This is a genomic window from Arenibacterium sp. CAU 1754, from assembly GCF_054482635.1.
In genome coordinates this window covers 287,994-306,797 of sequence record NZ_JBTLRG010000002.1, presented here as the reverse complement: position 1 = coordinate 306,797, position 18,804 = coordinate 287,994, and the positions used below count along the sequence as shown (strand labels likewise).

The following is an 18,804-nucleotide window of genomic DNA, read 5'->3' as shown; positions in this document are numbered from 1 at the left end:
CGCCTAGCGCTGCGTATATTTCTGATAGATCCAGATCAGCAACAAGGCCCCAAGCACCGCGCCGACCAACCCGGCCAGAGCGCCGGTGATCGTCAGAAGAACGCGCAAGACCAGCCCGCCGATCAGCGCACCGGCCACGCCGATGATGACGGTTGTCAGCACGTCAGTTTCCATCCGCATCATGCGCGTGGCAAGGAACCCTGCGGCGACCCCGACAATGATGAGCCAGACAAAATGCATGTTACCCCCTTACCTCTATTACTTGCGCCAATGGGTGGGCACGATCACCAACGCCCCGATTGACGACACGATCGCATTCATCCCCGGTGATCCAAAGCCAATTCCGAACATCAGCCGGACAAAGAAAAACAGGAATGCCCCACCGACACAGATTATGATCGACGGCAGATACCCGTTGTGCGTGAACCCTGACCGTTCGGCGATATAGCCAACGATCCCGGCAATCACGACGGTGCCCATCATCGTCAAGAACATCGCAAACTCCTAAAGCTGGGTGCCCCAGGGCACCGGCCATCCCCGCAGGAACACCTCGGCATCCTGCGCGCCTTTGCCCGCCCTTTGCAAGCGCGTCAGCGCAACGGCCCCGCTGCCGCAGGCCACGGTCAGCGCATCGTCCAGAACCTCGCCGGGGGTCCCCTGACCATCGGCCAGACGCGAGGCCAGCAGTTTCACACGTTCGCCGTTGATCTCGCACCAGGCGCCGGGAAAGGGCGACAGCCCGCGGATGTGGCGGTCTACCTCGGCGGCCGGGCGGGCCCAGTCGATCCGCGCCTCGGATTTGTCGATCTTGGCGGCATAGGTCACGCCCTCCTCGGGCTGGGACTGGGGCGTCAGATCCCCCAGTTGCGCCAGCGCCTGAACGATCAGCCGCGCCCCCATCTGCGACAGGCGGTCGTGCAATTTTTCCGTGGTGTCATCCGGCGCAATCGCCGTTTTGTCGCGCAGCAGCACGGGGCCGGTATCCAGCCCCGCCTCCATCTGCATGATGCAAACCCCCGTTTCCGCATCCCCCGCCATGATTGCGCGGTGGATGGGGGCGGCCCCGCGCCAGCGCGGCAACAGGCTGGCGTGGATGTTCAGGCACCCGTGTGTGGGCGCGTCCAGAATGGGTTGCGGCAGGATCAGCCCATAGGCCACCACCACCGCCACATCCGCGCCCAGCGCGGCAAAATCATCCTGTGCCTCGTCCGATTTCAGCGACACGGGGTGGCGCACCGGCAGGCCCAGCGCCTCGGCCCGCGCCTGAACCGGGGAGGGGCGGTCCTTTTTGCCCCGGCCCGCCGGGCGGGGAGGCTGGCAATAGACGGCGGCAATCTCGTGCCCGGCCTCGACCAGCGCATCCAGAACCGGAACCGAAAAATCCGGAGTGCCCATGAAGATGACGCGCATGTTCCTACCCCGTCACCTTGCGCGCACGGCGCAGCAGCATGTCACGTTTGACCTTGCTGAGATTGTCGAAATACATCCGCCCGTTCAGATGGTCGATCTGATGTTGCACGCTGGTGGCCTCGACCGCCACAAAGTCACGTTCGACCATGGCCCCGGTTTCATCCATATAGCGCACGGTCACTGCGCGCGGCCGCTTGATGGCGGCGGACACACCCGGCAAGTTGGGGCTCGCCTCGTGGTGCGCCCGCAATTCGACCGAGGCATGCAGGATTTCGGGATTGGCCAGACGCACGGCGCGGCCCCGTTCGCTGGAGCCGTCCACGACGGCAAGACGCAGCATCACGCCAATTTGCGGCGCCGCCAGGCCGACGCCCGGCATCGCCTCCATCGTGTCGATCATGTCATTCCAGATGGCGCGGATGTCATCGGTGATTTCGCTGACCGGTTCGGCCACGCTGCGCAGGCGTTTGTCAGGCCATGGCAGGCAACGGCGTACCGTCATTATTTCGTCCCCGAATAGGCGATTTCGGCCCTGTCACGGGCCGGACCGCTCAGATGGTCAAGCGTTACGGTGCCGTCGAGATGGTCCAGCTCATGCTGCACGCAGGCGGCGGCGAAGCCTTCGAATCTCTGGCGGGTGGTCTCGCCCTCGGGCGTGGTCCATTCCATCACCACCCAGGCGGGCCGTTCCACCGGCACGGAGATGCCCACAATCGACAGGCAGCCTTCGTCATGAATCACGGTTTCCGCAGCGCATTCGATGATGCGCGGGTTGAGATAGGCAATGGGCGTTCCGGGGCCATCCTTCCACGTGGTGTCGGTCACGAAAACACGTTTCATCACCCCCACCTGCGGACCAGCCAGCCCGCGCCCGGGGGCGGCATACATCGTTTCGAACATGTCAGCGATCAGCCCGGCCAGTGCATCCCCCGGTTCGACCGGCGGACAGGTCTGGGCCAGACGCGGATCGGGCCAGGCAAGGATCGGTAAAACCGCCACTTAGGCCCGCGCCATTTCGCGTTTGAGTTTCTGCATCTTGCGGGTGATCATCTGGCGCTTGAGCGGTTTCAGGTAATCGATGAACAGCTTGCCGTTCAGATGGTCGATCTCGTGCTGAACACAGGTCGCCCACAGCCCGTCAAACCCGGAATGCTGTTCTTTCCCGTGTTCGTCGATCCATTTCACCTCGACCTCGGAGGGGCGGATCACCTCGGCATACTGGTCCGGGATCGACAGGCAGCCTTCGTCATAGCTGCTGGTTTCCTCGGACGAGGCGGTGACCTCGGGGTTGAACATCACGGTCGGACGCGGGGTTGCGCCGTCTTCCTTTTCGCAATCCAGAACGATCAGGCGGTCCAGCACCCCCACCTGCGGCGCGGCCAGGCCGATACCCGGCGCGTCATACATGGTTTCCAGCATGTCCCGTGCAAGATCGCGCAGGTCATCGGACAGGTCGGGCACGGGGGCACAGACCTTTTTCAGCCGGGGGTCGGGGTGGATCAGAATATTGCGTTTCATAAAGGAGGATTTAGGGGTTTGTCCCGCCTATCGCAACGCCCCCTTTGCACCCGGCGCAAATCCGATTAGCGTTCGCGCCAGTTATGATAGGAGAGTTTCATGGATTTCGACACCATCACAGACCGGCAAGGCACATACAGTTCCAAATGGGACATGATGGAAGAAGTCTATGGCGTTCCACAGGACGGCGGCCTGCCCATGTGGGTGGCCGACACCGATTTCCGCGCCCCTGATGTGATTTTGAACCGGCTGCGGGCGGTCGTGGATCACGGGATTTTCGGATATTCGAACAATTCCCACGAATATTACGGCGCCATCCAATGGTGGATGTCCGAACGGCACGGCTGGACGATTGAGCCGGACTGGATTTTCACCACCACCGGATTGGTGAACGGTGTCGGCATGTGCCTTGATGCCTTTACCCAGCCAGGGGACGAAATTGTCCTGTTCACGCCGGTCTATCACGCCTTTGCCAAGGTCATCCGCGCGGCGGGACGCAAGGTTGTGGAATGTCCGATGGTTCTGGAAAATGGCCGCTACCACATGGATTTCGCCGCCTATGACGCGATGATGACCGGGTCTGAGCGGATGGTGATCCTGTGTTCCCCGCACAATCCGGGCGGCTGTGTCTGGACGCAAGAGGAACTGCAGGGAGTCGCTGATTTTGCCAAGCACCATGATCTGTTGCTGATCTCGGACGAGATACACCACGATCTGGTTTATGCCGGGAACACCCATATCCCGATGACCAATGTCGATGCGTCGATCATCGACCGGCTGATCATGCTGACCGCCCCGTCCAAGACATTCAACGTCGCCGGGCTGCATACCGGGAACGTCATCATTCAGGACGACACCCTGCGCGCGAAATTCGCCAAACGGATGGGCGCCCTGCATCTGTCGGGCAATTCGCTGGGCCAGTTTGTCACCGCCGCCGCCTATTCCCCCGAGGGGGCCGCGTGGGTGGATGCGCTGATGGAGTACCTGGACGGCAACCGCAAACTGTTCGATGCGACGATTGCCGAGATCCCTGGCGTGACGTCCATGCCACTGGAGGCGACGTACCTGTCCTGGGTCGATTTTTCCGGCACCGGCATGCCGCGTGAGGAATTCACCCGCCGGGTCGAGCAGGAAGCAAAGATCGCCGCGAACCACGGCACCACCTTCGGCACCGGCGGAGAAAACTTCCTGCGTTTCAATTTCGCGACGCAGCGGGCCCGCGTGGAAGAGGCCTGTGACCGGTTGCGCCGCGCCTTTGCCGATTTGCAGTAACGCAACCGGTTAACGCGACCGCGCAAATCGGACCGGCTGCGCGTCGGCACCCCGGAAGAGTTCGACCGAATCGCACGCATTTGGCAGCGTTCACGCGACAGCGGTTCAATGGGTTAGCGGAAATTTGTTTCGCGCGCGAAACATTCCCCGACCCTTTCAGCGGGCGTTGAAACGCGATGAAATCCGCGCGCGGGACGTTTACGAAGACAGCAGCGCGATCGGGGTCTGCTGGTCGCGGTAAAAGTCCAGCGGCGCCTTGTCATCGGCCACGGTGTTGCGTTTGAATTCGTAACGCATTTCCCCGGCTTCGGACTCGGACGCGACGATCAGGCACTGATACAGGTGTTTCGCGCCGTCATAAAGATCGACCAGCCCCCGTAGCGGAGGCACATTGTCCGCTTCGACCGAAAAGCCATCCCGCCACATGCGCAGCACGCGATAATAATCATCGCCGGCCTGCACACGCAGGCGGCTTGCCTTTTTCAGGCCCGCCAGGCGCGCGGCTTCCAGCCCTGCCTGAACCTCTTTGGAAAAAAATGTTGTCATGGCGCATCTCCCCAGTGGCCGAACCTCAGCATGGCGTAGGTAATTTCAAAATCAAGGGAATATTTAGCGGGCAATTGTATCGGCGCTGTGACTGCGCGGCTGACACAGCCGATGCGGCGCCTCGAAACCGTCGGGGGAAATGCCGGGCCCGACCGGGGATGTGCAACTGCGCAGAGCGGGTGCGCGCCCATCGGGGATGGGGAATGCGGCGAGACACGCTAAATCACCTGCAAGATCAAAAACGGAGATGAACATGGGTTTGCTGATTGACGGCGTCTGGCATGACAAATGGTACGACACGAAATCGACGGGCGGAAAATTCGAACGCTCGGAGGCCCAGTTTCGCAACTGGTTGACCGCAGATGGCGCGCCCGGCCCCACCGGCGACGGCGGGTTCGCGGCCGAATCGGGGCGCTATCATCTGTTTGTCAGCCTTGCCTGTCCCTGGGCGCACCGCACCCTGATCTTTCGCGCCCTGAAAGGTCTGGAGGAAGATATCGACGTCTCGGTCGTGCACCCCGACATGCTGGGGGACGGGTGGACCTTTGACATCAATTTCCCCGGCGCGACGGGTGACCGGCTGTTCAGCTCGGAATTCGCACACCAGATTTACACCTGCGCCGATCCTGTGTTTTCAGGCCGCGTCACGGTGCCGATCCTCTGGGACAAAAAGCGCAACACCATCGTGTCGAACGAAAGTTCCGAAATCATCCGCATGTTCAATTCGGCCTTTGACGGGGTGACCGGCAATGACGACGATTTCTGGCCCGAGGATCTGCGCGACGCGATCGAACCGGTCAATGCACGCATCTATGACACCGTGAACAACGGCGTTTACAAGGCCGGGTTCGCCACCACGCAAGAGGCCTATGACGACGCCGTCGGCCCGCTGTTTGACAGTCTGGACTGGATTGAAAAGCGACTGGGCGAAGCCCGCTATCTGATGGGGGATCGCGTGACCGAGGCGGACTGGCGCCTGTTCACGACACTGATCCGGTTTGATCCGGTGTATCACCTGCATTTCAAATGCAATCGCCGGCGCATTGTCGATTACCCGAACCTCTGGGCATATACCCGCGAGCTGTATCAATGGCCTGGTGTCGCAGACACCGTGAACCTGGATCACATCGTGCGCCATTATCATTACAGCCACGATGGGATTAACCCCAACCGGATCATCCCGATCAATCCTGTGCTGGACTACGACGCCCCCCACAACCGGGGCTGACGAACGCGGCTAGCGCGCGGCCCCGTAATGTTCGACCATGGCGGCCAGGTCTTCGGGCGGGGTTTCGCTCTGGACATAGGCGCAGGCATTGGGGCTGTGGGCAAAGATCGACCCATCCGAGAAAAAGCTGGTATTGGTGACAAAGATCACCCGCACGTTGGGGCGGCGATAGCTGGCGAAATCAGCCACGGCGAGAGCGCTGCCCCCTTCGAGCACGAGGTCCAGAACCATGATTTCGAAATCCTGCGCATAGAGCGCCGATATGGCCTGATCCTGGCTGTGTACCAGGGTCACCTTCGCCCCGAGGCGTTCCAGGTGACGTTGCCACAAAAGCCCTAACTCCGGCTTACTTTCTACTATCAGCACGTTCATGCGGTTTACCTAGCACATATTTCGGCGATCTTTGTGCGTCTTCCTCAGACTCGGTGATGTGACCAATCTCTTAACAAAAGCTTAACGAAACATTTCGCGGCTGTGAATCGAAAGCTAACCTTGTGTATCCGGCATAAATCCGCTTGAAACGGGGAAAGAACGCTGAAATCGGACCCTATTTTCGCCAAATGACTGATCTCCGACATCCCGGCGAGGCCGTCCCGCGTGATCATGGTGGCGGGCTGGATGCCGCCATCGCGCACTATGGCGGGCAGCGGCAGGATTGGATCGATCTGTCGACCGGAATCAACCCCGCCCCCTATCCGGTGGCAGGGATCGGGCCGGACGACTGGTGCGCCCTGCCTGATCGTGGCGCACAGGATGCGCTGGTTGATGCCGCGCGCGATTTCTGGGCCGTGCCCGCGGGCGCGTCGGTACTGGCCGCGCCGGGGGCGTCGGCCCTGATCGCGCGGATACCGGCGCTGGCCGCTCCGGGCCGCGTGCAGATCACCATGCCCACCTACAATGAACATGCGGCGGCCTTTTCGGCGCAAGGCTGGACGGTGATCAAAGACGGCCCTGCCGATGCCCGCGTGATCGTGCATCCCAACAATCCCGACGGGCGTCTCTGGCAGGCGGGCGACGTGAATGCCCCCCTGACCGTGATCGACGAAAGTTTCTGTGACGTCACCCCTGCGGCAAGCTTGATCGCGCTGGCCGAACGGCCCGGGGTCATCGTTCTGAAAAGCTTCGGCAAATTCTGGGGATTGGCCGGCCTGCGGCTGGGGTTCGCCGTTGCGCGGCCCGAAACGATCGCGCGACTGCGGGACCTGATCGGGCCCTGGGCGGTGTCAGGCCCGGCGCTGCGCATCGGCGCGGCTGCCCTCCGGGATCGGGACTGGGCCGCGGCGACACGGGCGGCGCTGGCAACCGATGCCGCACGTCTGGATGGCTTGGTTCTGGCGCGCGGGGCCAGGCTCGTGGGCGGCACCGATCTCTTCCGCCTCTTTGAGGTGGACATTGTGGCGGACTGGCAGGACCGGATGGCCCGGGCGCATATCTGGTCACGCGTCTTTCCCTATTCGGACCGGCTCCTGCGCCTTGGTCTGCCACCGGCGAACGGCTGGGCGCGGATCGAGTCCGCGTTGTGACCCTTGCGCTGATCCTCGCGGCGGCGTTGATCCTGGATGCGCTGCTGGGCGAGCCTGACTGGCTTTGGGCGCGCTTGCCCCACCCCGCCGTGCTGATGGGGCGTGCGGTGGGCTGGATGGACCGACAATTCAACACAGGTCCGATGCGGCGCATGAACGGTACGGCCGTGGTAATCGTTCTGGTAGCGGGGGCCGTTGCACTGGGTCTGGCGCTTGCCGCGCTGGGACCTGTGGTGCAAATCCTGTGTGCTGCGGTCCTGCTGGCGCAGCGCTCGCTGGTCCAACATGTCAACGCGGTGGCGGACGCGCTGCGCCTGTCGGTGGGCGACGGGCAGCGCGTGGTCGGTCGGATTGTCAGCCGTGACTGCCGCGACATGGACGCAGCGCAAGTGGCCCGCGCCGCGATCGAAAGCGCGTCGGAAAACCTGTCGGACGGCGTGATTGCCCCCGCCTTCTGGTTTCTGGTCGCGGGGCTGCCGGGGCTGCTGGTCTATAAGATCGTGAATACCGCCGACAGCATGATCGGCTATCGCAACGCGCGGTATGAACAGTTCGGCTGGGCCGCGGCGCGGCTGGATGACCTGTTGAACCTGATCCCGGCGCGTCTGACCGGTCTGTTGATCGCGGCATTGTCGGGCGGGCTGGGCGCCTGGGGCGACATCGCGCGCGATGCAAGGCTGCATCGGTCGCCCAATGCGGGCTGGCCCGAGTCGGCCATGGCGCGGGCGCTGAACATCGCGCTGGCCGGGCCGCGCAGTTACGACGGGACAGAACGCCCTTTCGCGTGGGTGAATGACGGCGCGCGCAAAACCATCGGCCCCGATGAGATCGACGCCAGCGTGGCGATGCTCTGGAAGGTCTGGTGGGTCATGCTGGCGGTGGTTTTGCTGGTTGCATCGGCCATGGCCGTTGCGCACATTGGGCAGGTCTGAACGGGAATATCCGGGTATGCGGTTCATCATTTCACTGGCGGCGGTTCTTTTCGCCACATCACCGGCGCTTGCAGAATGTGGCGGATCGTTTTCCGGCTTCGTAAAAGGGCTGAAAGCCGAGGCCCTGGCCGCAGGCCACCCCGCGGACACGGTCGAGGCGTTTTTCCGAGGCACCCGGCAGGACGGCAAAGTCCTCAAAGCGGACCGTGCGCAGGGCGTGTTCCAGAAACCGTTCATCGATTTTTCCCGGCGCCTGATCTCTCAGAACCGGATTGATCGCGGCAAGGCGAATGCACGCAAATATGACGCCGTGTTCGACCGGATCGAGCGTCGGTATGGCGTGTCGCGGGGCGTTCTTCTGGCCTTTTGGGCATTCGAAACCGATTTCGGCGCCTTTCAGGGGGATTTCAACACGCGCGATGCGCTGGTCACGCTTGCCCATGATTGTCGCCGCCCGGACCTGTTCCGCCCGCAAATCTTTGCCGCACTGGAACTCTATGAAAAGGGCGGGTTCGACCCGGCCCGCACCACCGGCGCCTGGGCCGGGGAAATCGGCATGGTGCAGATGCTGCCGCGCGATATTCTCGAAAACGGTGTGGATGGCGACGGCGATGGCAAGGTGGACCTGAAACGCTCGGCGCCCGATGCGCTGATGTCTGGTGCACGGATGTTGGCGCATCTGGGCTGGCGCGCAGGAGAGCCGTGGTTGCAGGAGGTGCGCGTACCGCGCGATCTGGACTGGTCCATCACCGGCCCGTCGCGGACCCGCACAGTTGGCGAATGGGCCGCCCTGGGGGTCACCGCGCGCGCAGGGTCGCTGGCCGATGCCGGCCTGAGCGCATCCCTGATCCTGCCGCAGGGGCACAAGGGCCCAGCGTTTATCGCCTATCCCAATTTCAACGTCTATTTCGAATGGAACCAGAGCTTTGTTTACGTTTTGACGGCGGCCTATTTCGCCACCCGTCTGGAAGGCGCCCGGGTGTATGACGCCGGAAACCCGGATGCCGGGCTGAATGGCACGCAGATGAAACAGCTGCAAAAGAAGCTGCAGGCGCGCGGGCATGACGTGGGCAAGGTCGATGGAATCCTCGGCGCTGGCACGCGTGGCGCGGTGCAGGCGGAACAGAAACGCCTCGGCCTGCCTGCCGACGCATGGCCGACCGCCGCCCTGTTGAACCGGCTTTAGTCGGCTTCGGAGCGGATGGGAAACCGTTCACCGCGCGCCGTCAGCAGAACCAGCCGCCCGCCATTTCGAACGTAAACATCGCAGCGCGAAAACCCGTTGCGATACTGCACGCAGATATGACCGTCCTGCCCGATTTCATACCGGCCGAACGCGGTCGCACCGCCGGCATAGCTGTAGGAATAGGACCCGCCCACGGAAAACCGGGACTGTCCGTCATCATAGAATGTCAGCGTGTTGCCTGCGGTCAGCGCAACAAGTTCGTCGTCCGTCAGCCGGTGATCGCCCTGTCGCACCGCCCAATCCTGGGCGAAGGACGGTGTGGCAAGACACATCAGGAAAACGGAAATTCGGATCATGTGATCAGTCTAGACCGCATTCCGCTCACGGGAGCGTCACGAAGCAGTGACGGCTCAGGCGACCATTTGCTCGGCCTTTTTCAGATCGACCGACACCAGTTGTGAGACGCCCTGCTCCTGCATGGTCACACCGAACAGACGGTCCATCCGGCTCATCGTGACAGCGTGGTGCGTGATGATCAGGAACCGGGTTTCGGTCTGGCGGCACATTTCATCCAGCAGGTCGCAGAACCGGGTCACGTTGGCGTCGTCCAGCGGCGCGTCGACCTCATCCAGCACACAGATCGGCGCCGGGTTGGCCAGGAACACAGCAAAGATCAGCGCCATGGCGGTCAGCGTTTGTTCCCCGCCTGACAACAGCGACAGGGTGCTGAGCTTTTTGCCCGGCGGCTGGCACATGATTTCCAGTCCGGCCTCAAGCGGGTCTTCGCTTTCGACCATGACAAGGTTCGCCTCGCCGCCGCCGAACAGATGTTTGAACAGCATGGAAAAGTTCGAATTCACCTGTTCGAACGCGGTCAGCAAACGTTCGCGCCCTTCGCGGTTCAGGCTGGCGATGCCGGTGCGCAGGGTTTTGATCGCTTCCTCAAGATCGGCCTTTTCCGCCGACAGGGTGTCGAATTCTTCCTGCACTTCCTTGGCGTCTTCTTCGGCGCGCAGGTTGACCGCCCCCAGCGCGTCGCGCTGGCGCTTGTGGCGGTTCACCTCGGCCTCAAGCGCGTCGGAATGCGGCATCTTGTCGGGCGCGACGTCCAGCTGGTTCAGCAACTGGTTCGGGGTGACCTGCTGATCCTCGGCAATGCGTTCGGCCGCATGGGTCACGGTTTCGCGGGCGGCATCGGCGCGGGCCTCAGCGGCGGCGCGGGCCTCGCGCGCGTCAGAGGCCGCACGCTCCGCGTCGCGCTCGGTCTGGATGGCGGCGCGCTGAGCCCCTTCGGCGGTCGAGAGTTTGTCGACGGCCTCGGCCCGGCGTTTGTCGGCCTGATCAATCGAACCGGCCAGTTCTTCACGCCTGGAGGCGATTTCGCCGGGGGTCGCACTGGCCTCGGTCAGTTCCTGTTCGCTCTGTTCCTTGCGGCTGACCAGTTCGGCAATGCGTTTTTCCGCCGTTTCCAGACGGTGACGCCAGCCGCTGATGTCCTTGGTGACCTCCTGCTTGCGGCGGGTCCGGGCCTCGCCCTCGCGGCGGATTTCGTCATGCGACGACCGCCGGGTCATCATGGTGATCCGGGCCGCCTCGACCGTTTGCTTGATGTCTTCGATCCGCGCGCGGGCAGTATCGAGATCCCCCAGATCGGCGATGGTGGCCTGGGCTTCCTTGACCTGAACGCGGGCGGCCATTGCATCTTCGTTGTGGCGGTTCACGGCCAGCGACAGGTTTTCAAGCCGACCCTGCGCGAGGTTGCGGTCGGCCTCGGCCCGGCTGAGGGCGCGGGCGGCCTCGGCAACCAGCTGGTCGGCCCGGCGGCGGGCGTCGCGCGCGGCCTTGTCCGCCTCGGTCCGTTCGGCAAGCTGGCGGCTCAGCATTTCGTGTGCCTGACGGGCCCCATCCGCGCGTGCGGTGACCTCGGCCATTTCCTGTTTCAGCGCCTCAAGCCGGTTCAACTGCTCCAGGCGCAGCGTGGCGGCGCTTGGGGCATCTTCGGCCCAGGCACGGAACCCGTCCCAGCGCCACAGATCGCCCTCGACCGACACAAGGCGCTGACCCGGCTGCAACAGCGGCTGAAGCTGGGGACCCGCATCCGCATCGACCAACCCGATCTGATCGATCCGGCGGCGCAGGGCATCCGGCCCCGTCACATAGAGAGACAGGGGCGTCGCGCCCTGGGGCAGCGCGAGAACCTTGTCGTAATCGGGGACGCTGACCCAGCCTGACGGACCTTCTGCCTCGACCAGAGGCGCACGCAGATCGTCGGCCAAGGCCGCCCCCAGCGCCTTTTCATAGCCCGGCGTCACCTTCATCACGTCAAGAACCTGACCGCCCTCGGCGGTGTCGCGTTCAACCAGCTTGGCCAGCGCGGTGACCTCGGCGCGCAGGGCCCCCGCCTCGCCCTCGGCCTCGGAGCGTTGGGCGCGGGCCTCGGCCTCGCGCGCCTGTGTCTCGGCGCGGGCGTCGTCGGCAGCGGCCAGATCGACTTCGGCCTGTTCGGCGGCCTTGACCGCATCGGCCTCGGCCCTTTGCGCCGCGTCAAAATCACTGCTGGCCTTGGTCAGGGCGGCACGGGATTCCTCGACCGCGGTTTTTGCCTTTTCCGCCTCGCTTTCGGACCGGGCGAGGGTTTTCTGGCTGTCGTCCAACAGCCGCTGGGCCGACTGGTGACGTGCGGCCAGCCGGGCCACGTCTTCGGTTTCTTCCGACAGCAGCGCCTCGCGCTCTTGCAGGACGGACGCGGAATCGCCCGATTGCTGGGCGGCTTCGGCCAGACGCGCGTCATGACCTTCGCTTGCCTTGGCGAGTTCGCGCGCCTCCCATTCCAGACGTTCGATGGTTTCGCCCGCGTCCTTGTTCAGGCCGGTTTCGCGTTCGATATCCTTGCCCAGCTGCGCCACGCGCGCTGTGAGGGTCTCAATGGTCTGGCGCGCGCGCTGCTCCTCGTCGGTCAGCGTGTCGCGCTGAACCTGAAGACGTTGCAGAACGGCCGCGGCAATGGCCTCTTCTTCGCGCAGGGGCGGCAGGGCCTCGTCCGCCTGCACGCGTGTCTTGATCGCCTGCTGGGCGGCAGCCTCGGCGCGGGCGGCATCGCCGGTGCGTTCGCGCAGAACCTCGTCGGCCTTGGCGCGGGCTTCGTCCGCCTCTTTCCAGCGGCGATACAGCAACATGCCCTCGGCCTGGCGCAATTGCTCGCCGATTTCGCGATAGCGTGACGCCTGACGCGCCTGCCGGGCCAGTTGCGCCAGTTGCGCGGCCAGTTGTTCCAGAACGTCATCCACCCGCGTGAGGTTGGATTCCGCGCCGTTCAGCTTCAGCTCGGCCTCGTGCCGGCGCTGGTAGAGACCGGAAATCCCGGCGGCCTCTTCCAGAATACGGCGGCGCGATTTGGGCTTGGCGTTGATCAGTTCGGCAATCTGGCCCTGACGCACCAGAGCGGGCGAATGCGCCCCGGTCGAGGCATCGGCAAACAGCATCTGCACATCGCGGGCGCGCACGTCCTTGGAATTGGCCTTGTAGGCACTGCCGACATCGCGGGTGATGCGGCGGACAATTTCCAACGTGTCGGAATCGTTGAACCCTGCCGGGGCCAGCCGGTCCGAGTTGTCGATCAGCAGCGAGACTTCGGCAAAGTTGCGGGCCGGGCGGGTGGCCGCCCCGGCAAATATCACATCCTCCATCCCGCCGCCACGCATCGCCTTGGGACGGTTTTCCCCCATCACCCAGCGCAGCGCCTCAAGCAGGTTCGACTTGCCGCAGCCATTGGGCCCGACGACCCCGGTCAGACCCTCGGCAATGATGAGGTCCGTGGGATCGACAAAGCTTTTGAAGCCGGTCAGTCGAAGTTTGGAAAAGCGCAAGACGGGGCCCTGGTGATTCCTGTGAACCAGAAATGTGGGCCCTTCCGCCCCGATCCGTCAACGCGTTTCGCGCTGCATATGGGCAAATCGGCGGATTTATCCACAAGATATTGATCAAACCGCCCGGATCTGGCGTGATTCAGTAAGGATCGCAGTCGAATTCCCGGTAGGTGACCCCAAGCGCCGCGTTGGTATAGCCGCGCAGTTCGACGCAACTGTAGGAGACCGGCGCCACCGGGCGCACCCATGTCGGCGGGCGGTTCTTGCAGACCAGCAGGCCGGTGGCCAATGCCTGATCGCCGCGCACCTCCTTCACGGTACACCCGCTGACCTGCTCCATGGCAAAGGCGGCCCGCGCCCGGATCGGACCGAACCGGGGTGCATATTGAGCATTGGTGCGCAGCGCTTCGGCCAGATCGCCGCGTACGCGCACGTCAAAGACACTGCCGTCCACGGTGACCCGGGTGGCCGGCAAGCCGCGAAAATGCGGCCCGGGCGTGTTGCAGGCGGTCAACGCCAAAAGGGTGAATGCGATCAATCGGGTCATGCCCCACCCTGACTGCAGTTTGGTTAACAAAACCTTTCGCCGTACACAGATGCCGCCAAAACCCATGGACGGCGCCTGGGATTGGCCCTTATATTCCGTCGGATCGACAAGGACCCCCAATGCCGTTTCAGAAAGTTCAGCCCGAAAAACTGTCAACCTCGGTCGTGCGCCAGATCGAATTGCTGATCCTGCGCGGCATTCTGCGCCCGGGCGAGCGTTTGCCGTCCGAGCGTGAACTGTCCGAACGGCTGGGCGTGTCCCGGCCCAGTTTGCGCGACGCGGTGGCCGAATTGCAGGACCAGGGATTGCTGAGCGCCAAGGCCGGGTCGGGGATATTCGTGGCCGACGTCCTGGGATCGGCCTTTTCGCCCGCCCTGCAACGGCTGTTTGCCACCCATGACGAGGCGATGTTCGACTACGTGTCCTTTCGCCGCGATATGGAAGCGCTGGCCGCTGAACGCGCGGCGCGGCTGGGATCGGACAGTGACCTGCAGGTTGTGCAGACCATCTTTGACAAGATGGAAGCCAGCCATGCGCGCCGCAACGCGGAGGAAGAGGCAAAACTGGACGCGCAGTTTCACAGCGCCATCATCGAGGCCAGCCACAACGTGGTGATGCTGCATATGATGCGCTCGATGTTCGACCTGTTGCGCGAAGGCGTGTTCTACAACCGTCAGGTCATGTTCAAACAACGAACCACGCGGGCCGCCTTGCTGGACCAGCACCGCGCCATCAACGACGCGCTTCAGGCGCGCGATCCTGAGGCCGCGGGCAACGCGGTGCGCGCCCATCTGAATTACGTCGAGCAAGCCCTGCGTGACCAGCAACGTGCCCTGCGCAACGAGGCCATCGCCCAGCAGCGCCTGCAGCACGAACAAAGCGGGCGCTGATGTTCATCGGTCACCTGCCCGGCGCCTACCTCGCGTTGAAAGCGTCGCCCACCCGCATTGCGCCGGTCCTGTTCGGCACGGCGCTGGTCGGGTCGGTTCTGCCGGATGTGGATTTGGCCGCCTTTTATTTCTGGCATGATCGCGCGTTTCATCACCACGAATACATCACGCACCGCCCGCTGATCTGGGTCGGGCTGCTGGCCCTGGGGCTGATCCTGTCGCGCCGGATGCCGGGGACGGTTCTGACCGGTCTGGGGGTTGGTGGGGTCATCCACATGCTGCTCGACAGTATCACCGGCCAGATCACATGGGGCTGGCCGGTCAGCGATTTTGCCCAGCCGCTGGTGGTGGTACCCGCAACGCGCAGCCATTGGATATTGTCGTTCCTGACCCACTGGACCTTCCTGGTGGAAATCACCGTCTGCTCGGTCGCCGCCCTTGTCTGGTGGCGGTCCTCAAGAAACTGACCACCCCCCGCCAAAACGAAAAAACCCGGCCACTGGGACCGGGTTAGAACGTTTCGGGTTTGATCCCGATGTCAGTGCAGTTTCGCGTCGACCTGCGCGATAGCGTCGTCGATCAGCTTGTTCCCGCTGGCGGCAGTCATCTGCTTGGCCATCACGTCCTTGGCCGCAGACACAGCAACGGCAACAGCCTTGTCGCGGACTTCCTTGACGGCCGTGTCCTGCGCAGAAGCAATCTGATCTTCGGCGGCAGCCAGACGGCGCGCGATGGATTTCTGCAGATCGGCCTTGGCCTGCTCGGCGGCGATGGTCGCCTCTTCGCGGGCTGTGGCGACGATACGGTCTGCCTGTTCCTGAACTTCTTTCTGCTTGCGCTCATACGAGGCGAGAACCGTCTGGGCCTCTTCCCGCAGGGCGCGCGCTTCGTCGAGTTCGGATTTGATGCCCTCGGCGCGCTTGTCCAGCATGTCACCCAGCGTCTTGGGCACATTGAAGAACAGCAGAACGCCAATGAACAGGATGAAGGCCAGAAGGACAACAAAGTTGGTGTTGCCCAGCGACAGGAACGGACCCGAGGCTGCAAACGCAGGGCTTGCTGCGCCGAAGGTCAGGAAAAGGGCGAACAGAGTACGCATGGCTCTTATCCTTTCATCCGGTCTGCGATAGCGCCGGCGATTGCCTTTGCATCGGCCTTGCCACCCATGACCGAAACCAGTTCGGCGGCGGTGTCTTTGGCAACCTCTTGCACGGCGTCAACGGCGCCGGCACGAATTTCTGCGATGGCCTTTTCGGATTCGGCCGCTTTGACCGCAATCTCGGCATCTGCTTTGGCGATGGCGTCATCCAGATCAGCCTGGATTTCGGCCTTGGCCTCGGCAACGATGCGCTGTGCCTCGGAGCGGGCATCAGCAAGGGCCTTGTTATAGGCGTCTTCAGCCTCGACTGCCTTGGCCTTGAGTTCCTCGGCCTTGGCGATGTCGTTGGTGATCGCACCCTGACGTTCGGCCAGAATGGCCGCAATGCGCGGCAGCGCAATGCGCGACAGCACGAAGAAGATGACGACAAGCGTGACCGCGAGCCAGAAAATCTGGTTCGCAAAGGTCGAGAAGTCCAGCTGGGGCATGCCCGGGGCCGAACCGTGTGCTGCGTCTACAGCGCCGTGGGCTGCGTCATTAGTAGTTGTTGCCATGTCGTCCTCCTAAGGAACTTGCCGTTACAGCGGGCAGTGCAGGTTTGTGCACCGCCCGCCCGTAAGGAAATAGGTTCCGAAGAGTCTTAGACGGCAAACATCAGCAGCAGAGCGACCAGGAACGAGAAGATGCCCAGAGCTTCTGCAAACGCGATGCCGATGAACAGGGTTGCTGTCTGACCGGCTGCAGCCGAAGGGTTGCGCAGAGCGCCAGCCAGGAAGTTGCCTGCGACGTGGCCCACACCGATAGCGGCGGCACCCGAACCGATAGCTGCCAGACCTGCACCGATGAATTGACCCAGTTGTGCGATATCGCCTTCCATGATTTTTCTCCTTACGATGGAATTTGGTGATGAGGGGCGCGCACCGAGTGGTGCGCGGTTAATCTTTCAGGTCCTGCCTTAGTGGCTCGGATGCAGCGCATCCTTGAGATACACGCAGGTCAGGATGGTGAACACGTAGGCCTGGATAAAGGCCACCAGAACTTCGAGAGCGTAAACCGCGGTGATGGCCAGGATCGGCAGAAAGCTGAACAGGCCCAGCGCACCGGCAAACCCGGCGAACACCTTGAGAACCGCGTGACCCGCCATGACGTTGCCCGCAAGACGAATGGAGTGGCTGACGGGGCGCACGAAGTAGGAAATCAGCTCGATGATGGCCAGGACGGGGCGCAATGCCAGAGGCGCGCTTGACACCCAGAACAGGCCAAGGAACCCGGCGCCGTTCTTGACGAACCCGACGATGGTCACGGTCAGGAACACCAGCGCAGCGAGGATCGCGGTCACGGCGATGTGCGATGTCGTGGTAAAGGACATCGGGATCAGGCCAAGGAAGTTGGCCATCACGATAAACATGAACAGGGTCATGATGTAGGGGAAGAACTTGACCGCGTCCTTGCCGGCCACGTCTTCAACCATCTTGTAGACAAAACCATAGGCCAGTTCGGCAACCGACTGCCCGCGCGAGGGCACGATGGCGCGGCGCGACGATCCCAGAACCATCAGGGCGATCACCGCCAGAATGGCCAGGCCCATCCACAGTGTCACGTTCGTCAGGGTGAACATGGAAATCTCGCCACCACCGAACAGCGGCTGAACGATGAACTGATCCATCGGGTGGATTTGCAGGCCCGCGTGCTCGGGTGAGAATATCAGCCCCGAAACAACGACCAGTGCCAGAGCCACAAAAAAGAACAGTTTGCCCATCAGTCCGTTTCTCCTGTCGCCGGGCGGTCAATCCCGGTCTTGCGCATTTTTCTCGGCCTCGTCGGCCAGTTTCTTTTCCTGGATTTCCTGCGCGCTGCGGAGCATCGTTTTTACCCCGGCCGCAAGCCCCAGCAATACAAATAGCACCATGAAAATGGGCAGCGTTCCAAAAAGATGGTCCAGCCCGTATCCGATGCCGAAGCCGATCCCGAGACCGGCCACAAGTTCGATCACCATTCGCCAGGCCAAGTTGGCCATGGAATAATGCTCTTCCGTGTGAGATTTCGGCTCATCGGCCTTCTTGGCCGCTTCGATCCGGGCCTCCAGCTGCGCCAGGCGCTGCTTTTGGTCGTCTTCGGTCACCGAAAAATCCCTCGCAATTCTTGCCACGGTGCTATTGCGCGGGGCTTTCAGAGTCAATTGGCAAGGAGGGGTGCGTGGAAACGTCACAAGCCACTGATTGCAAAAAGTATTTCTCAGTTCTTTAGGCGGGGCGTCATTCGACCGCAGGCCCACGGCACGACGGATTCAAGGAAAACGCTTATTCAACCATTTGGTTGACGATTAAATCAAGCTGGGGCAATGCGATGGGTATGTCCAACGCGCTCGATACCACTTTCGCCGCCCTGGCCGATCCGACCCGGCGCGAAATTCTGCGTATGCTGTTGGAGGACGACATGGCCGTCACCGACGTGGCCGAGCCGTTCGAAATGTCGCTGGCCGCGATCTCAAAGCATCTGACCATCCTCACCCGTGCCGGGTTGATTACCCAGGAAAAGCGCGGGCGCGTAAAATGGTGCAAGTTGGAACCCGAAGCGATGCGTGGGGCCAGCGTCTGGATGCAGGGGTTTGGTCAGTTCGAACCCGTCAACCTGGACGCGTTCGAACGGTTTCTTGCCGCCGAACTGGACGGGTCGCACGACGTTTAAATGGCGCCGAAGGCAAACCGCAGAATGGCCATGACGACGACGATAAGACCGATCAGGTAGATAATATTGCGCATTGCTATGTCCCTCTTTGGTATCATT

The 18,804-nt window shown here is 62.6% G+C and carries 24 protein-coding genes; 8 read left to right on the top strand and 16 right to left on the bottom strand.

Annotated elements, in window-relative coordinates; all coding sequences use genetic code 11:
- Positions 1–3: 3 nt before the first annotated feature.
- From ACXYMO_RS08135 to def (ACXYMO_RS08110), 6 genes are read right to left on the bottom strand one after another with little or no spacing between them, the layout of a single operon-like run.
- Complete coding sequence (locus ACXYMO_RS08135; RefSeq protein WP_458878195.1) at positions 4–240, bottom strand: GlsB/YeaQ/YmgE family stress response membrane protein; 237 nt, start codon at positions 238–240, stop codon at positions 4–6.
- Positions 241–258: 18 nt separating this feature from the next.
- Entirely contained in the window at positions 259–495 is a 237-nt protein-coding gene (locus ACXYMO_RS08130; protein WP_458878194.1) for a hypothetical protein, read from the bottom strand.
- A 9-nt stretch (positions 496–504) separates the two neighbouring features.
- Positions 505–1,410 (bottom strand): methionyl-tRNA formyltransferase, encoded by a 906-nt coding sequence (fmt, locus tag ACXYMO_RS08125; protein WP_458878193.1) that lies wholly within the window; start codon positions 1,408–1,410, stop codon positions 505–507.
- 4 nt (positions 1,411–1,414) lie between these two features.
- On the bottom strand, positions 1,415–1,912 hold the full coding sequence (gene def / locus ACXYMO_RS08120; protein WP_458878192.1) for a peptide deformylase: 498 nt from the start codon (positions 1,910–1,912) through the stop codon (positions 1,415–1,417).
- Positions 1,912–2,409, bottom strand: coding sequence for a peptide deformylase (def, locus tag ACXYMO_RS08115; RefSeq protein WP_458878191.1), 498 nt, complete (start codon positions 2,407–2,409; stop codon positions 1,912–1,914). The genes def (ACXYMO_RS08120) and def (ACXYMO_RS08115) overlap by 1 nt, the downstream gene beginning before the upstream one ends.
- A complete protein-coding gene (gene def / locus ACXYMO_RS08110; protein WP_458878190.1) occupies positions 2,410–2,928 on the bottom strand; it encodes a peptide deformylase in 519 nt (172 codons plus the stop codon).
- A gap of 99 nt (positions 2,929–3,027) precedes the next feature.
- Between def (ACXYMO_RS08110) and ACXYMO_RS08105 the strand changes: the two genes are divergently transcribed.
- The gene (locus tag ACXYMO_RS08105) at positions 3,028–4,200 is read left to right on the top strand and encodes a MalY/PatB family protein (RefSeq protein WP_458878189.1); all 1,173 of its coding nucleotides are present in this window, start codon (positions 3,028–3,030) and stop codon (positions 4,198–4,200) included.
- Positions 4,201–4,398: 198 nt separating this feature from the next.
- Here the strand turns inward: ACXYMO_RS08105 and ACXYMO_RS08100 are convergent, their stop codons facing one another.
- Entirely contained in the window at positions 4,399–4,746 is a 348-nt protein-coding gene (locus tag ACXYMO_RS08100; protein ID WP_458878188.1) for a hypothetical protein, read from the bottom strand.
- Between the two features lie 253 nt (positions 4,747–4,999).
- Between ACXYMO_RS08100 and ACXYMO_RS08095 the strand changes: the two genes are divergently transcribed.
- On the top strand, positions 5,000–5,974 hold the full coding sequence (locus ACXYMO_RS08095; RefSeq protein ID WP_458878187.1) for a glutathione S-transferase family protein: 975 nt from the start codon (positions 5,000–5,002) through the stop codon (positions 5,972–5,974).
- Between the two features lie 9 nt (positions 5,975–5,983).
- On the opposite strand, the gene ACXYMO_RS08090 is transcribed toward ACXYMO_RS08095, so the two are convergent.
- On the bottom strand, positions 5,984–6,346 hold the full coding sequence (locus ACXYMO_RS08090) for a response regulator transcription factor (RefSeq protein ID WP_458878186.1): 363 nt from the start codon (positions 6,344–6,346) through the stop codon (positions 5,984–5,986).
- A 188-nt stretch (positions 6,347–6,534) separates the two neighbouring features.
- Here ACXYMO_RS08090 and ACXYMO_RS08085 point away from each other — a divergent pair, with 188 nt between their 5' ends.
- The 3 genes from ACXYMO_RS08085 to ACXYMO_RS08075 are packed head-to-tail and all read left to right on the top strand — an operon-like array spanning position 6,535 to position 9,615.
- The gene (locus tag ACXYMO_RS08085; protein WP_458878185.1) at positions 6,535–7,497 is read left to right on the top strand and encodes a threonine-phosphate decarboxylase; all 963 of its coding nucleotides are present in this window, start codon (positions 6,535–6,537) and stop codon (positions 7,495–7,497) included.
- A complete protein-coding gene (cbiB, locus tag ACXYMO_RS08080; RefSeq protein WP_458878184.1) occupies positions 7,494–8,429 on the top strand; it encodes an adenosylcobinamide-phosphate synthase CbiB in 936 nt (311 codons plus the stop codon). Before ACXYMO_RS08085 ends, cbiB begins: the two co-directional genes overlap by 4 nt.
- Before the next feature lie 16 nt (positions 8,430–8,445).
- On the top strand, positions 8,446–9,615 hold the full coding sequence (locus ACXYMO_RS08075; RefSeq protein WP_458878183.1) for a lytic murein transglycosylase: 1,170 nt from the start codon (positions 8,446–8,448) through the stop codon (positions 9,613–9,615).
- Here the strand turns inward: ACXYMO_RS08075 and ACXYMO_RS08070 are convergent.
- The 3 genes from ACXYMO_RS08070 to ACXYMO_RS08060 all read right to left on the bottom strand — a co-directional run bounded on the left by ACXYMO_RS08070 (position 9,612) and on the right by ACXYMO_RS08060 (position 14,028).
- Positions 9,612–9,971: a hypothetical protein gene (locus ACXYMO_RS08070; protein WP_458878182.1), complete on the bottom strand. Its 360-nt coding sequence runs from the start codon at positions 9,969–9,971 to the stop codon at positions 9,612–9,614. The two genes, ACXYMO_RS08075 and ACXYMO_RS08070, sit on opposite strands and share 4 nt — an antisense overlap.
- A 54-nt stretch (positions 9,972–10,025) precedes the next feature.
- Complete coding sequence (locus tag ACXYMO_RS08065; RefSeq protein ID WP_458878181.1) at positions 10,026–13,481, bottom strand: chromosome segregation SMC family protein; 3,456 nt, start codon at positions 13,479–13,481, stop codon at positions 10,026–10,028.
- A 139-nt stretch (positions 13,482–13,620) separates the two neighbouring features.
- Positions 13,621–14,028, bottom strand: a complete 408-nt coding sequence (locus tag ACXYMO_RS08060; protein WP_458878180.1) for a hypothetical protein — start codon at positions 14,026–14,028, stop codon at positions 13,621–13,623.
- A gap of 119 nt (positions 14,029–14,147) precedes the next feature.
- Here ACXYMO_RS08060 and ACXYMO_RS08055 point away from each other — a divergent pair, with 119 nt between their 5' ends.
- The gene (locus tag ACXYMO_RS08055; RefSeq protein ID WP_458878179.1) at positions 14,148–14,918 is read left to right on the top strand and encodes a FadR/GntR family transcriptional regulator; all 771 of its coding nucleotides are present in this window, start codon (positions 14,148–14,150) and stop codon (positions 14,916–14,918) included.
- A complete protein-coding gene (locus ACXYMO_RS08050; protein WP_458878178.1) occupies positions 14,918–15,385 on the top strand; it encodes a metal-dependent hydrolase in 468 nt (155 codons plus the stop codon). Before ACXYMO_RS08055 ends, ACXYMO_RS08050 begins: the two co-directional genes overlap by 1 nt.
- A 71-nt stretch (positions 15,386–15,456) precedes the next feature.
- On the opposite strand, the gene ACXYMO_RS08045 is transcribed toward ACXYMO_RS08050, so the two are convergent.
- The 5 genes from ACXYMO_RS08045 to ACXYMO_RS08025 form a co-directional block, all read right to left on the bottom strand.
- A complete protein-coding gene (locus ACXYMO_RS08045; protein ID WP_458878177.1) occupies positions 15,457–16,017 on the bottom strand; it encodes a F0F1 ATP synthase subunit B in 561 nt (186 codons plus the stop codon).
- A gap of 5 nt (positions 16,018–16,022) precedes the next feature.
- Positions 16,023–16,571 carry a F0F1 ATP synthase subunit B' gene (locus tag ACXYMO_RS08040; protein ID WP_458878176.1) on the bottom strand — a complete coding sequence of 183 codons (549 nt, stop codon included), beginning with the start codon at positions 16,569–16,571 and terminating at the stop codon, positions 16,023–16,025.
- Between the two features lie 86 nt (positions 16,572–16,657).
- A complete protein-coding gene (locus ACXYMO_RS08035; RefSeq protein WP_008205040.1) occupies positions 16,658–16,894 on the bottom strand; it encodes a F0F1 ATP synthase subunit C in 237 nt (78 codons plus the stop codon).
- A gap of 78 nt (positions 16,895–16,972) precedes the next feature.
- Positions 16,973–17,776: a F0F1 ATP synthase subunit A gene (locus ACXYMO_RS08030; RefSeq protein ID WP_458878174.1), complete on the bottom strand. Its 804-nt coding sequence runs from the start codon at positions 17,774–17,776 to the stop codon at positions 16,973–16,975.
- 27 nt (positions 17,777–17,803) lie between these two features.
- Positions 17,804–18,139, bottom strand: a complete 336-nt coding sequence (locus ACXYMO_RS08025; protein WP_458879066.1) for an AtpZ/AtpI family protein — start codon at positions 18,137–18,139, stop codon at positions 17,804–17,806.
- Between the two features lie 230 nt (positions 18,140–18,369).
- On the opposite strand from ACXYMO_RS08025, the gene ACXYMO_RS08020 reads away from it, so the two are divergent.
- Positions 18,370–18,705 carry an ArsR/SmtB family transcription factor gene (locus ACXYMO_RS08020; protein ID WP_458878173.1) on the top strand — a complete coding sequence of 112 codons (336 nt, stop codon included), beginning with the start codon at positions 18,370–18,372 and terminating at the stop codon, positions 18,703–18,705.
- Positions 18,706–18,804 lie beyond the last annotated feature (99 nt).

Excerpts from the sequence above, each read along its gene's own strand:
- ACXYMO_RS08135 (WP_458878195.1), bottom strand. The coding sequence starts at position 240 with ATGCATTTTGTCTGGCTCATCATTGTCGGGGTCGCCGCAGGGTTCCTT.
- ACXYMO_RS08130 (WP_458878194.1), bottom strand. The coding sequence starts at position 495 with ATGTTCTTGACGATGATGGGCACCGTCGTGATTGCCGGGATCGTTGGC.
- fmt (WP_458878193.1), bottom strand. The coding sequence starts at position 1,410 with ATGCGCGTCATCTTCATGGGCACTCCGGATTTTTCGGTTCCGGTTCTG.
- def (WP_458878192.1), bottom strand. The coding sequence starts at position 1,912 with ATGACGGTACGCCGTTGCCTGCCATGGCCTGACAAACGCCTGCGCAGC.
- def (WP_458878190.1), bottom strand. The coding sequence starts at position 2,928 with ATGAAACGCAATATTCTGATCCACCCCGACCCCCGGCTGAAAAAGGTC.
- ACXYMO_RS08105 (WP_458878189.1), top strand. The coding sequence starts at position 3,028 with ATGGATTTCGACACCATCACAGACCGGCAAGGCACATACAGTTCCAAA.
- ACXYMO_RS08100 (WP_458878188.1), bottom strand. The coding sequence starts at position 4,746 with ATGACAACATTTTTTTCCAAAGAGGTTCAGGCAGGGCTGGAAGCCGCG.
- ACXYMO_RS08095 (WP_458878187.1), top strand. The coding sequence starts at position 5,000 with ATGGGTTTGCTGATTGACGGCGTCTGGCATGACAAATGGTACGACACG.
- ACXYMO_RS08090 (WP_458878186.1), bottom strand. The coding sequence starts at position 6,346 with ATGAACGTGCTGATAGTAGAAAGTAAGCCGGAGTTAGGGCTTTTGTGG.
- ACXYMO_RS08085 (WP_458878185.1), top strand. The coding sequence starts at position 6,535 with ATGACTGATCTCCGACATCCCGGCGAGGCCGTCCCGCGTGATCATGGT.
- ACXYMO_RS08075 (WP_458878183.1), top strand. The coding sequence starts at position 8,446 with ATGCGGTTCATCATTTCACTGGCGGCGGTTCTTTTCGCCACATCACCG.
- ACXYMO_RS08070 (WP_458878182.1), bottom strand. The coding sequence starts at position 9,971 with ATGATCCGAATTTCCGTTTTCCTGATGTGTCTTGCCACACCGTCCTTC.
- ACXYMO_RS08060 (WP_458878180.1), bottom strand. The coding sequence starts at position 14,028 with ATGACCCGATTGATCGCATTCACCCTTTTGGCGTTGACCGCCTGCAAC.
- ACXYMO_RS08055 (WP_458878179.1), top strand. The coding sequence starts at position 14,148 with ATGCCGTTTCAGAAAGTTCAGCCCGAAAAACTGTCAACCTCGGTCGTG.
- ACXYMO_RS08050 (WP_458878178.1), top strand. The coding sequence starts at position 14,918 with ATGTTCATCGGTCACCTGCCCGGCGCCTACCTCGCGTTGAAAGCGTCG.
- ACXYMO_RS08045 (WP_458878177.1), bottom strand. The coding sequence starts at position 16,017 with ATGCGTACTCTGTTCGCCCTTTTCCTGACCTTCGGCGCAGCAAGCCCT.
- ACXYMO_RS08040 (WP_458878176.1), bottom strand. The coding sequence starts at position 16,571 with ATGGCAACAACTACTAATGACGCAGCCCACGGCGCTGTAGACGCAGCA.
- ACXYMO_RS08035 (WP_008205040.1), bottom strand. The coding sequence starts at position 16,894 with ATGGAAGGCGATATCGCACAACTGGGTCAATTCATCGGTGCAGGTCTG.
- ACXYMO_RS08030 (WP_458878174.1), bottom strand. The coding sequence starts at position 17,776 with ATGGGCAAACTGTTCTTTTTTGTGGCTCTGGCACTGGTCGTTGTTTCG.
- ACXYMO_RS08020 (WP_458878173.1), top strand. The coding sequence starts at position 18,370 with ATGTCCAACGCGCTCGATACCACTTTCGCCGCCCTGGCCGATCCGACC.